Source organism: Thiomicrolovo sp. ZZH C-3 (genome assembly GCF_054862725.1).
Genome location: NZ_JBTKXX010000001.1, coordinates 563156 through 575202 on the forward strand (window position 1 = coordinate 563156; position 12047 = coordinate 575202).

Consider the following 12047-nt stretch of genomic DNA (forward strand, 5'->3'; position numbering starts at 1 on the left):
TTACCTTTCTATTTTCGTTTTTGATAGGCGAAGGCGATCAGCCCTCACAACCACCGAGTGCAACGTCGAGTGTTTTGGAGCCGCTGTAGAGCTTGCCGTCGTTACCCTGTACGACTGCTGTGATCGTACCGGAAGCTTTCATCTTGATCTTGATAGAGAAGTCGATGATGCTGTACTCGTTGAGGTCGTAAACGATCACCGCAGATTCCGGGTTGACGTTCTGGACGATGATCAGGGATTTTGCAGCGATGTCAGACTTGACATCGACCGGAACCGCACCACCGTTGCTTGCAACGTCCGGAGCGACGACAGTGACGCCTTCAGCGACAGTAGCAGTCGTGCCGTACATCGCTTTGAGCGCGTCGTCAACAGTTTTAGCTGTCCAGACAGTCGGCTTGGATTTACGGAAATCTTCCGCCAGGACGCTTGCCGGTACCGCAGCGAGGGCACAGGCGCCGGCTGCCATAGAGAGGAATGTTCTTCTTTGCATAGGGTTATCCTTTGGTTCGAGATCTATTTGCTCTGAGGGAGCATGATATCAATCACAGTGTTAATGTAACCTATAAATGTGAATTGATTGTGAACACCGCGGCGTCGGAGGTGCCGCAGTGCGAAAATGGTGGGGGATTAGAAGTCGCCGATCGCTGCGCGTGCCGGGATCTCGTCCATCGCCTTTTTGACGGAGAGGGCCATCTTGAGCATATCTTCGGGCAGTTCGTAACCGCCGTGGATCGCGAGTGTCATATCCATGCTCACGAGCCAGCGGTCGCCGTTACCGTACTCGACGAGCATGATGCGGCACGGCATGAAACCGCCGTAGTAGCGTGAGTGGTTCAGGAAGACCTTCGCGATCGGCAGGCTGCACAGGGAGAAGATGCGCGCGTGCTTGACCTCTTCGGGTGCCGCGTCGTCTTTGGTGTACATTTTGATGTCGCCGGTGACGCGCATGTTGTACTCTTCCGCGAGGGACTTGATCGTCTCTGCGACGTCGTCGTTCGGGATGTCGGCGTTGACCAGCCACTCCTGCATCATGGCACGTGCAGGGTCGCCGTACTCGACAACCTTGGTGAACATGTTGTCATACGCTTCCATGGCGTTGTCGTCAAGCTTGTGCTGACCCGTGACGGCCGTCCAGCCCATGTGCATTGTAGAACAGCCGCTCATCAGCATTGTGAGGGCAACCGCGAACAGTGAAGTCATCAGACCTTTTATCATTACGTTTCCTTCAATAAAGTTTTCACTATGAATAATAGTCTATTTATTAATGGATTTGAATGGGTAAATCTACGAAAATGTTGCCTAATTGTACAAAAGGAGCTTTCACTTATGAAAGAAAAACTCATCGAGGCGCTTTTCAAAAAGTATGATTTTGAGCATGAAGTGGGGGTGAAACCCACCCACCTGGAGAAGGTCAAACTGCTTAAAAGCGACCATTATGAGCATGGCAAGGAGCTCCTCTACAACCGCGGCATCTTTCTCATTGCCAGCGGGCAGAACCGGGGGATCATCGACGACGAGCAGGTGACGCTGGGCAGCGGCCAGTACGTCATCATCGCCACCGTCCACCCTGCCGAATGCAAAACCTTCCTCTTCGACAAGGTGATGAAAGGGGTCTACATCGACCTGGACCTTCAGCGGCTGCAGAAGATCCATTCGCTGATGGAGAAGCAGCCGCCGGCCGACCCGTTTAAAACGCCCAAGAACGTCGTCACCGGCACGATGAACGAAGAGATCGAGTCCGCATTCAACCGGTTGATGAAAATTCTGCTCGACCCCCAGGAGTCCAAGATCCTCGGCGACCATGTGCTCGACGAACTCTACTACCGCATCATCAATACGAGCGCGGGGGAGCACCTGCTGCAGCTCTGCTGCCAGCTCACCCACTTTTCAAGGATTTCGACCATCGTCGACGAGGTGCAGAACCAGCTCGACCAGGAGATCAACATCGACGATCTGGCGCAGCGGGCCAATATGCGCAAGGCGAATTTCCATAAAAAGTTCAAAGAGATCTATAACGACTCGCCGATCCAGTATATCAAGAAGATCCGCCTCAACAAGGCACGGCAGTACATCATGTTCGACAAGATGAAGATCTCGGACGCCGCGGCTAAAGTGGGCTACGAAAGCCCCGCCCAGTTCAGCCGCGAATTCAAAAGCCACTTCGGCTTCCCGCCCTCGGAGCTGAAAAACCAGTGAGGGCAGGGGGCTCGTCGCGGCTTACTGCGCCGCTTCGACCGTGATGACCCCGGACATCGTTTGAATATGCTCACCACCTTCTAGCGCATGTCCCAGCTCGTACAGCCCGCTGCAGTTCCAAAAGAGTCTCCGCCTCCAGGAAGCGCGCCAACTGCTGATGTCGCGGGACGTCGAAGCGGCGGAGGTCGCCTTCGAAGTGGGCTACGAGAGCCCGTCGCAGTTCAGCCGGGAGTACGCCAGGATGTTCGGGCTGCCGCCCAAGGCGGACACCCGTTTATAAAATCCCCCCTTTTTTCGTCCCAAAACGTGAAGTTGAACTTTACAAAAAAGAAAAAATTATAATAACTCTGTGATATTTCTCCGGTAGAATCATCTAAAATTTCCGTCGGAGTGATATAAATGTTACGAATGATGACCGCTGCACTCCTGCTCGGCACGGCGGCGCTGGCCTACAACGCCCAGCCCCCCTTCGCGCAGGACAGACTGATACCGACCACGATCGAACAGAACGGCAAAAAGGTTGACGCGTTCAACCCCTTCAACAAATACAACGTCTTCATCAACTACGAGCTCGGCATGCACTGCGCCGGGTTCGACGAGAGCTACTGCTGCATCATCCCGCCCTACAACAGCATCCAGGCGCAGGGGGTCATCACCGGCAAGGACGGCAAGTCTCCCTATTTCATCCGCAAGGACAACGAGATCCAGCTCTACTACTACGTGGATGACAACAGCTACTCGGAGGGGAACAAGATGCGCTACTGGGGCGTCAAGAAGGATGTCAACGGCAACGGCCGCACCGACGACAACAACGACAACCTCCCCAACTACGTCTGGAAGCACCTCTACATCTACGAGGACACCCAGGGGACGATTCCCAAGGGCGCGACCAAGGCGGACCGCAAATACCTCGGCCTCGACATGCCTATCAAGACCGACCACGGCCCGACGAACAAGCCGCTGTACGGCGGTTACCTCGACTTTGCCGACGAGCACGGCGACAACGTCGTCATGACCGAGACGCTCATCCCCGAGCTGCAGGACGTGAAACTGAAGCTCAGCGCCGAGTACACCTGGGATGCCCTGGGGCTGCCGCTGACGGCCTTTACGGACACGGAACGCAAAGGCACCATCCGCGGGGTCGACGACCGCACCTTCCAGCCTTACCAGGTCTCCAAAGTGCGCGTCCACGACAAGCACGGCAAGGCGATCCTCGACGACGAGAAGAGGGTCTACGAGTTCATGGGCACGAACCCCATCGACATCCCCAACTGCCAGGTCTGCCACTCCCGCCAGGGCGTTGCCGCCGTCAAGTCCCGTGAAGAGGGGGTCTGGCAGAGCGACACCGAGTACGACTACTGGATCGATTACCACCCCGACGTCACCGAGTACATGGCGCGGCTGGCCGAGGGGCTCATCAACATCCTCGCCCTGCATGACAAGCATCACGGCACGGACTTCCTGCGCGACTACAAGACCGACACGCCGAACTTCCGCCTGGGAACCGTCAGCTCCGTCAACTGTACCGACTGCCACGGCGACAACATCTCCGGCAACCTGAAGACGCCGCGTGACGGGGTCACGAGCTACAAAGTCATGAAGGCGAAACCGCTGGCCGAGGCGGTCCACGGCTTCCACATGAAAGCGGCCCCGGTGCCCGATGGCGCCGACCGCCCGGCGAACTGCCAGGTCTGCCACCCGACGCACGGGCAGGACAAGAGCATGAACGACGCCGATATGCTCTTCCGCCTCACAGACGCCTATGGCCGCAACATGGTGAAGAACAAAGACCTCCGCATCGCCGGGGGCGGCTGCTACAACGGCCGCGACGCCCACACGAACCAAGATGTCAAACCGCCCTTCTTCCTCAACAGCGTCGGCCGCTACTACCTCGAAGAGGTTAGCATGAAGGACGAAAAGGGCAAGAAGGTCGAGAAGATGCGCGGGCTCTACTGTACGCACTGCCACAATGCGCTGTCGCAGGAGCTCTACGCCTACGACGCCATCAAGGACCCTAAGTACCAGTCCGGCAAGACCCTGCGCAACCGCGACCTCAAAACGGTCGTCTCCGCCCTCGCCGGCGGCAGCATGAAGAAATTCGCCGCGATGGCGGACCCGAAAGTGGCGGAGACGGAGGCCTACTACACCGAGCATGAGGGCGCGGTGCTCTCCACGGTAAAAGGGACGAAAAAAGACGGCAGTCCTATTCTAGGCGAGTGGGATGACCCGAAAGGCAAAGCGGTCGGCTACGACGCCGTCAGTGGCGGCTCCGACTGGTGGCTGGCCTCGGGCGAACCGCACTGCGCCGACTGCCACGCGGCGCCCTTTGTCGAGGACGAGGGCGGGGACTACTTCCCGATGGACCAGAACAAAAAGTATGCCCTCTACCGCCACTCGAAAGGGCACGGCAAGCTCTCCTGCCAGAGCTGCCACGAGTCGACGCACGGCCTCTACCCGACCCGCTTTGACGGTACACGGAGCATCGACCAGACGACCCACGACCAGGCCATGCAGTACAGCCCCGACGGCGAGTACGCCGGCCCGGTCACCTGCAGCGCCTGCCATACGGTCAACAAAGAGGGCGTCCCGACGTCCCTGGCGGGCACGGAGTACGAGCACGACTACTGGGCGTCGGTCACCCTGATGCACTTCATGCGCCAGAAGAACTTCGACATGCTCCTGCCCATCGATGAACTGCTGGAACGCTACCCCTATAAGCGCTCGAAGCAGATCGTAGAGGAGAGCTGGAAATAATTACCAGGGCTGCGGCCCTGAATGACGGAATCCTGACTTTTCATCTTCTCATGCTGCTGTTGCAATCAAATTCATAATTTTCCAAATCATCATTTTTTATTCGCTCTCCAATAACATGCGGACAGAGTCTCCTAGGTATAATGCGTAAAACAGCCAAAAGAGGGAGAGAGTAATGGTGGAATTGCCCGATGCGAATGCCCTCTACAGCGCCCTGGAATCGCTGAACCTGCTCGAAGGGAAACCGCCGATGTGGTGGCCGGAGTACGGCACTTTTGCCGTCGTCGTCGGGGCGGTGCTGACGCAGAACAGCCAGTGGACGCGGGTGGAGCAGTCGCTGGCAAACCTGGATACGGCGGGAATACTTACGGCTGAAGCGATTGCAGACGCCGATCTCGACGCGCTGATGGAGCTGATCCGCCCCAGCGGGCTTTTCAAGAACAAGGCGAGGGTGCTGCAGGCGCTTTCGGCGGCGCTTCTTGAATCCTACGGCGACTTTGAGACCTTCCGCGATGAGGTCGGCAGGGAGTGGCTGCTGGAGCAGAAGGGAATAGGCCCAGAGACGGCGGATTCCATCCTCTGCTACGCCTGCGGGCGCGACGCGATGGTCGTGGATGCTTATACGGCGCGGCTGCTGCGGGCTTTCGGATTCGAGCATGAGAGCTACGACGAATTGCAGGCGTGGTGCGTCGAGGGGATGACGGGACGTTTCGAGGCACAGGAGCTGCCCTCGATCTATGCCCTTTTCCACGGGATGATCGTCGAATACGTCAAGCGGTACAAGAAGGGGAGAGAGGTGGACGTCGAAGCGTTAGCGCCCCTGCTGTGAACCGCCCTGCGATTTTTCGATCTGCTGCTGATGGAGCTGCTGCGGGGTGAGCCGCGCGGAGGGGGAGAAGAGCAGGGCGTAGGCGAGCATCAGCAGCGGGATGCCGATGCCGATCAGACCCGCCAGCCATATCTGCCCTTTGTGCGGCGGTTTCGGCGGACCCTTCTCCCCGGCGCGGATGAGCAGGTACATCACGGCGATCGCGATCAGCGTGGCGAAGAAGACGGTGACGAAGACGACCATAGCGGCCCTGGTAACGGGATCATCCAACATCCCATAACTTTAGCCCAATCGCAAAGCATTTGTCAAAGGGCGTGAAGCGAACCGGGGCCGGAAATGCGCTATGATAGTGCAAAATCTGCCAAGGTCGGATGCATGGCGAATCGTAAAAGCTACCTCGGACGCTATGAACGTGATGCACAGGGGCGCTACATCATCGATGTGGCGGCAGAGCGGCCCGAAGCGCTTTACAACTATTTCGACAAGCATGCCGACTACCTGCGCCGGGACCTCGACCAGGAATTGACGGACTACCTGACGTCGTCTGCCAAAGAGCTGCCGGGGACACCTCTGGTCATCCGCTTTACCTTTCCGGAAGAGGAAGCGGAAGAGAAATACGCCCGCATCCGCAGCAGCATCGGCACGTTTTTCCGGTACATGGCCGAGCTGGAACGGGAAAAGACGGCGGAGATGCTGCGCAAGGCGGGGCTGCTTTTTGCCGTCGGCGTGGCCATTATGTTCCTGGCCGTCTGGGTACGGCAGTGGATAGGCGAAAGCCCCTCCGTCGTGGGGGAGGTTTTCGCCGAGGGGCTGACCGTGGCGGCCTGGGTGTCGCTCTGGGAAGGGGTGGCCCTCGTGCTGCTGGAGTGGCGTCCCCACCGCAGACGGGTACGGCGCTACGAACGGCTGGCGTCGGCAGAGGTTCAGTTCCGCAGCAAGGCGTGAGTATAAGACGATTTCAAGGTGTAATCAGGAGGTTGGATGGAGATGTTTGAACAGGCGGTCGCAGCGGCGGCGGGCTTTATCTGGGGGGCGCCGGTCCTTATACTGCTGGTCGGGACGGGGCTGTTTCTGACCGTCAGGCTGCGGGGGCTCCAGTTCCGTGCGCTGGGCCACGCCTTCAAGCTGATCTGGCACCGCAACGACGAGTGCGAGGGGGATATCTCCCACTTCGCCGCGCTGATGACGGCCCTGGCCGCGACAGTGGGCATCGGGAACATTGTCGGGGTCGCGACGGCGATTGCCCTGGGCGGTCCGGGCGCGGTCTTCTGGATGTGGACGATAGGGCTTATCGGGATGGCCACGAAGTACTCCGAGGCGGTCCTGGCGGTCAAGTACCGCGTCAAGGGGAGCAACGGCATGAAAGGCGGGCCGATGTACTACATCTCCGAGGGTGCCGGTCTGCCGTGGCTGGGGGCGGCCTTTGCCGTCTTTACGGCGGTGGCGGCCTTCGGCATCGGCAACATGGTGCAGTCCAACGCCGTGGCGTCGGCGCTGCAGGGCCAGTTCGCGCTCCCCACCTGGGTGACGGGGATCGTCCTGACGGTGCTCTCGGGGGTCGTCATCCTCGGCGGCATCAAGTCCATCGCGCGCTTTACGAGCGTCCTCGTCCCCTTTATGATCGCCGGGTACGTGCTGGGGGCGCTCGCCATCATCGTGCTGAACCTTGACAAGGTGCCGGGGGCGTTCGGGCTTATCTTTACCCATGCCGTCACGCCTATTGCGGCGGGGGGCGGTTTTGTGGGGGCGACGGTGGCGGCGGCGATAAGGTACGGGGTCGCGCGGGGCGTCTTCTCGAACGAATCGGGCCTCGGCTCTGCGCCCATCGCCGCCGCCGCGGCCAAGACGGATTCGCCGACGCGGCAGGCGCTGGTGAGCATGACGCAGACCTTCATCGACACCCTGGTCGTCTGTACGATGACGGCCCTGGTCATCCTCATGGCGCCGCAGTGGCACGAAGGGGTGGCGGCCGGGGAGCTGACGATGGCGAGCTTCACCCACTTCCTGGGGGTTGCCGGGACAGTGATCGTGACGGCCGCGACGGTGCTGTTCGCCTACTCGACGCTGATCGGCTGGGGCTATTACGGCGAAAAGGCGATCGAGTACCTCTTTGGCGAGGGGCATATCCGCTACTACCGTGTCGTCTTCGTGCTGATGATCTTCGTCGGGGCGGTGCTGAAGCTGGAGCTGGTCTGGAACATCTCCGACCTCTTCAACGGGCTGATGATCATCCCGAACCTGATCGGCCTGCTACTGCTGCACAAGGTGATTGTGGGCGAGACCGAGCACTATTTCGGCGGAAGTAAAACGGAGTAGGTCTAAATGCAGACGCTCTTCTGGATCGGGTTGCTCTTCGCGGTCGGGTACGGCGCCGGACTTCTGAGCGAACGTTTCCGGCTGCCGAAGGTGACGGGATACCTGTTGACCGGGCTGCTGCTCAGCCCCTCCGTCAGCGGGATCCTCCCGGTCTCTTTCATGGAGGGGAGCCGGGAGATCGTCCATTTTGCGCTGGCGGTGATCGCCTTTATGATCGGGGGTTCGTTGAAGCTTGACAAGATCCGGAAGCTGGAAAAGAGCATCATCGCGATCATGCTGGGGGAGTCGGAACTGGCCTTTCTGACCGTCTGGGCCGGCATGGTCTTCGGCCTGACCTTTCTGCTGCCCGGTAGGGGGGAGGATGTCGTGCTGATCACGGCGCTTTTCCTCGGGGCCATCAGTGCCGCGACGGCCCCGGCCGCCGTCTTGGCGGTGATCCACCAGTTCCGTGCCCGGGGGCCGCTGACGCTGACCATCCTGGGCGTCGTGGCGACGGATGACGCGGTGGCGCTCATCAACTTCTCCATCGTGCTCGGCATCGCCTCGACGCTGATGGGCTTCACCGACGCACCGCTCTTCGTCTCATTGATCTCCCCCTTTGTCGGCATCGTCGTCTCGCTGGCCTGCGGCATTGCCGCGGGGTGGCTGCAGGGGCTTCACCTGCGGTATGTGGCTTCGGAGAGCGGACTGGTGATCTCATCGGCGGCGGTACTGCTGCTGCTCTACGGCAGCATGGACACATTCGGCTTTGATGGCCTGCTGGCCGCCATGGCCTACGGGATGACGCTGGTGAACAGCAGCCCGCGCAGCGATACACTCTTCCTGACGATAAGGCATCATTTCGAGGAGATGATCTTCGTGCTCTTTTTCCTCATTTCCGGGGCGACGATGGAGCTCGAGGTGATGGCGCAGGTGTGGCCGGTCGCACTGTTCTACGTGGGGCTCCGCCTGATGGGAAAAGTCGCGGGGAGCCGGATCGGGGCGCGCCTCTCAGGGGCGCCCGAAGCGGTGCGGATGCATATCGGACCGGCGCTGATGCCGCAGGCGGGGGTGGCGCTGGGCCTCGCGCTGATCCTTTTCCACCACCCCGAGTTCGGCGCCATCGGGACGACGGTGCTCAATACGGTGATCGCCGCCACGGTGGTGAATGAACTGGTCGGCCCGCTGCTGCTGAAGCGGATGCTGGTGCGCGCAGGCGAAGTGGAGGAGAGAAGATGAAAACAGTGACGGTGGGAATGTTCCTGGAACGTTCAAATGCCCCGTACGGTGCCGTAACGGTGCGCAAAGAGGCGACGCTGCGGGAGATCCTCGACACGATGCTGCGCCACGGTGAGGAGCGGGCAGTGTTCGTTGTTGACGACGCGGGCGCCCTGGCGGGGGTGATCTCCCTCGGCGCCCTGGCACGCCATGTCATGCACGAGGGGATCGCCCCACAGAACGGCTTCTCGCCGGCCACCGACATCCTCCACTATCTGACGGCGGAGAACGCCGCGGATATTATGGAGACGGAGGTGATCTGCTGTACGGAGGACGAACCGCTTGAAGAGGTGCGGCAGAAGATGCTGAGCCGGAAGGTCTACAAGGTTCTCCCGGTCGTGGATGCCTCCTACCGCATTATCGGGGTGCTGAACCTGATCGCACTGCTGGAGGCCTCCCTGGCGGAGGAGTGAAGCGTCAGACGGCTGGAGGGGTGAAGCGGATGCAGAAGCGGTGCGTTCCTTCGCGGTAGTCGTAGACGAGGGAGAAGCCGTGCGCTCTCATGACGGTGTCGGTGATGGAGAGGCCGAGGCCGAGCCCGCCGGCGGGGTTGGCGCTGGAAAAGGGCTGCATCACGGTGTCCAAAGGCACTTCCAGCGGCGCACCCGCGTTGGCGATGCAGATCCCCCCGCGGTCGGCGGTGACGGTGACCGGAGGCGCGCTGCTGTATTTCAGCGCGTTGTCGAGGAGGTTGCACAGGGCGCTGACGAAGAGGGGGGCATCGGCGTCGATGCTGACATCCGGGTCAGCGGTGATACGCAGCGCCTGGCGCCGCTCCGCGGAAAGGTAGAGCTGGTTCACCGCCGTTTCCAGCAGTGTAGCGACGTTTTGCGGCGTGCAGTCGAGCCCGACGCTCTGGAGTTTTTCAATCTGGGCCACGCCGTTGATGAGATCGTCCATCCGTGTGAAGAGGCGGTTGAGGTAAGCCGTCTGTTCGCTCTCTTCCATCATCGCCAGGGAGAGTTTTCCCTTGGTCAGCGGGGTTTTCAACTCATGCATGACGTTGCGCAGAAAGAGCTGGCGTGACGCGCGCAGCTGCCGGAGCTGCTCCAGGGCGTCGTTGAACTCGTTGGCGATCGCCGCGATCTCGTCGCGGCGCGTGCTGGAGGTGTCGATATCGAGTTCACCCCGGCCGAAACGGCGGATCTGGGTGTGCAGATCGCGCAGCGGCAGCAGGCTGCGGCGCAGCAGGACATAGAGGGTGACGAGCCCTGCCAGCAGGAACACGAAGATCAGCTGCAGGCCGCCGAAGTTTTCGGCGGGCCGCTCGTCTCTGACGACGAAGGGGTCGCGTCGGAGCGTGGAGCGGAAGTAGTAGCTCCCGTCCGCCTCGTAGAGGCGAAGATGCGGTTTCTCCCGGTGTTCATCCTCTTCATGGCCCTTCTCGCGGCGGGGCGGCAGCAGTTCTCTGGCACCGGAGGGGAGGGCATCGTGGTCAAGAAGGGTGAATTGCGCCTCCAGGAGCGCGGCGGCGCGTTCGGTTTCATCCGCGCCGCGGGTGTGGCGCAGCAGCCGTCCCAGCTCCATCCCCCTCAGAACCTCCCGGCGATCCTCCATATGCGACGCGGTGATATGGAACAGGGCGAAGAGCAGCGCCAGGGTGGAGAGGGCGAGCAGGAAGAAGAGGTTGAGCTTGAAAAAAATGGAGCTGCGGCGGGGCATGGTCACTCCGTGAACTTGTAGCCGACGCCGCGGACGGAGTGGATGAAGGCGGGGTGCTTGGGATCCGCTTCGATCTTGCGGCGTATGCGGCCGATGAGCACGTCGATGCTGCGTTCCGTGCTCTCCCATCCGATAGCGTCGACATTGTTGGCGATGAAATCGCGGGAGACGACTTCGCCTTTATGCTTGATGAGCAGGGCGAGGAGTTCGTATTCGGCCACGGTGAGGGAGAGGGGTTCGCCCTCCTTGTCGATACGCATGCGCGCGCTATCGACCGAAAAGCGCGAGGAGCGGCGCGTGACGGTCCCCGCGTAGCGCCGCAGGTGGCTCTGGATGCGGGCAACGAGTTCGCGCGGTTCGTAGGGTTTGGGCAGGTAATCGTCCGCCCCGTACTCGAGGGCGATGACCTTGTCGCTGAGGTCGTGCCGGGCGGAGGAGATGATGATGGGGATGTCGCTGCGTTCGCGCAGCCGCCGGCACACCTCGAGCCCGTCGATCTGGGGCAGGGTCAGGTCGAGCAGCACGGCATCGTACGATTCGATGCCGAGCGATGCGAGGGCGCTTTCGGGATGGGTATAGGAGACGACCTCCATCCCGTACTGCCCGAGGTAGCGTTCGAGCAGAGCCGTGATCTCGGTGTCATCTTCGATTAACAGAATTTTTGCCATTGCCTAGTCGTATTTTGGTCTCTTCATAGGCATTTTATCACGATCGCACCGTTTATCCATACGCTGTTTCATACGGTCGCTGCGTGCGGCGATGTAGGCTTTCTTCTGGTCGTCGGTGAGGACGGCGAGGATGCGGTCGTTTGTTTTGTCGCGCAGGTCGTCCATCTGGTCCATCAGTTTGAACCGTTCGTTGCGCGCCTCTTTGCGGATGGTCTTGAGCTGCTGTTTTTGCGCCGTTGTGAGGTCGAGGGAATTGAGAAGCATGCGGCTGTCGCCGTGCGGTCCTGCGAAGGCACTCGTGCCGGCGGCTGTGAGCAGTGCTCCGATGAGAAGTGTCCGTTTCATAGTCTATCCTTTGGAAGGGGATT

Annotated in this window: 14 protein-coding genes; 8 read left to right on the forward strand and 6 right to left on the reverse strand. The window is 60.4% G+C overall.

The genetic code is table 11. From position 1 onward, the window contains the following. Positions 1-37: 37 nt before the first annotated feature. Together ACXWTF_RS02865 and ACXWTF_RS02870 are read right to left on the reverse strand one after the other, a co-directional pair. Positions 38-490 carry a thiosulfate oxidation carrier protein SoxY gene (locus ACXWTF_RS02865; RefSeq protein WP_461713509.1) on the reverse strand — a complete coding sequence of 151 codons (453 nt, stop codon included), beginning with the start codon at positions 488-490 and terminating at the stop codon, positions 38-40. Between the two features lie 137 nt (positions 491-627). After that, positions 628-1215 carry a DUF302 domain-containing protein gene (locus tag ACXWTF_RS02870; protein ID WP_231020263.1) on the reverse strand — a complete coding sequence of 196 codons (588 nt, stop codon included), beginning with the start codon at positions 1213-1215 and terminating at the stop codon, positions 628-630. 111 nt (positions 1216-1326) lie between these two features. Between ACXWTF_RS02870 and ACXWTF_RS02875 the strand changes: the two genes are divergently transcribed. From ACXWTF_RS02875 to ACXWTF_RS02890, 4 genes are all read left to right on the forward strand, one after another. Continuing rightward, positions 1327-2196 (forward strand): AraC family transcriptional regulator, encoded by an 870-nt coding sequence (locus ACXWTF_RS02875; protein ID WP_461713510.1) that lies wholly within the window; start codon positions 1327-1329, stop codon positions 2194-2196. A 109-nt stretch (positions 2197-2305) separates the two neighbouring features. After that, positions 2306-2476, forward strand: a complete 171-nt coding sequence (locus ACXWTF_RS02880; RefSeq protein ID WP_461714563.1) for a helix-turn-helix domain-containing protein — start codon at positions 2306-2308, stop codon at positions 2474-2476. 131 nt (positions 2477-2607) lie between these two features. Continuing rightward, a complete protein-coding gene (locus ACXWTF_RS02885; RefSeq protein ID WP_461713511.1) occupies positions 2608-4950 on the forward strand; it encodes a hypothetical protein in 2343 nt (780 codons plus the stop codon). Positions 4951-5122: 172 nt separating this feature from the next. After that, positions 5123-5776, forward strand: a complete 654-nt coding sequence (locus tag ACXWTF_RS02890; protein WP_461713512.1) for a 3-methyladenine DNA glycosylase — start codon at positions 5123-5125, stop codon at positions 5774-5776. Here the strand turns inward: ACXWTF_RS02890 and ACXWTF_RS02895 are convergent. Beyond that, entirely contained in the window at positions 5759-6049 is a 291-nt protein-coding gene (locus ACXWTF_RS02895; protein ID WP_461713513.1) for a hypothetical protein, read from the reverse strand. The two genes, ACXWTF_RS02890 and ACXWTF_RS02895, sit on opposite strands and share 18 nt — an antisense overlap. Positions 6050-6151: 102 nt before the next feature. Here ACXWTF_RS02895 and ACXWTF_RS02900 point away from each other — a divergent pair, with 102 nt between their 5' ends. From ACXWTF_RS02900 to ACXWTF_RS02915, 4 genes are read left to right on the forward strand one after another with little or no spacing between them, the layout of a single operon-like run. After that, entirely contained in the window at positions 6152-6721 is a 570-nt protein-coding gene (locus ACXWTF_RS02900; protein ID WP_461713514.1) for a hypothetical protein, read from the forward strand. Between the two features lie 36 nt (positions 6722-6757). Then, positions 6758-8092: an alanine/glycine:cation symporter family protein gene (locus ACXWTF_RS02905; RefSeq protein ID WP_461713515.1), complete on the forward strand. Its 1335-nt coding sequence runs from the start codon at positions 6758-6760 to the stop codon at positions 8090-8092. A 6-nt stretch (positions 8093-8098) separates the two neighbouring features. Next, positions 8099-9310, forward strand: a complete 1212-nt coding sequence (locus ACXWTF_RS02910; RefSeq protein WP_461713516.1) for a cation:proton antiporter — start codon at positions 8099-8101, stop codon at positions 9308-9310. Further along, the gene (locus ACXWTF_RS02915) at positions 9307-9762 is read left to right on the forward strand and encodes a CBS domain-containing protein (protein ID WP_461713517.1); all 456 of its coding nucleotides are present in this window, start codon (positions 9307-9309) and stop codon (positions 9760-9762) included. Before ACXWTF_RS02910 ends, ACXWTF_RS02915 begins: the two co-directional genes overlap by 4 nt. A gap of 4 nt (positions 9763-9766) precedes the next feature. Here ACXWTF_RS02915 and ACXWTF_RS02920 read toward each other — a convergent pair whose 3' ends face one another. Genes ACXWTF_RS02920 through ACXWTF_RS02930 form a run of 3 tightly spaced genes read right to left on the reverse strand, consistent with a single transcriptional unit; the run spans position 9767 to position 12024 of the window. Next, a complete protein-coding gene (locus tag ACXWTF_RS02920; RefSeq protein WP_461713518.1) occupies positions 9767-11011 on the reverse strand; it encodes an ArsS family sensor histidine kinase in 1245 nt (414 codons plus the stop codon). Positions 11012-11013: 2 nt separating this feature from the next. Further along, positions 11014-11679, reverse strand: a complete 666-nt coding sequence (locus ACXWTF_RS02925; RefSeq protein WP_461713519.1) for a response regulator transcription factor — start codon at positions 11677-11679, stop codon at positions 11014-11016. A 3-nt stretch (positions 11680-11682) separates the two neighbouring features. Beyond that, positions 11683-12024: a Spy/CpxP family protein refolding chaperone gene (locus ACXWTF_RS02930; RefSeq protein WP_461713520.1), complete on the reverse strand. Its 342-nt coding sequence runs from the start codon at positions 12022-12024 to the stop codon at positions 11683-11685. Positions 12025-12047: the final 23 nt, after the last annotated feature.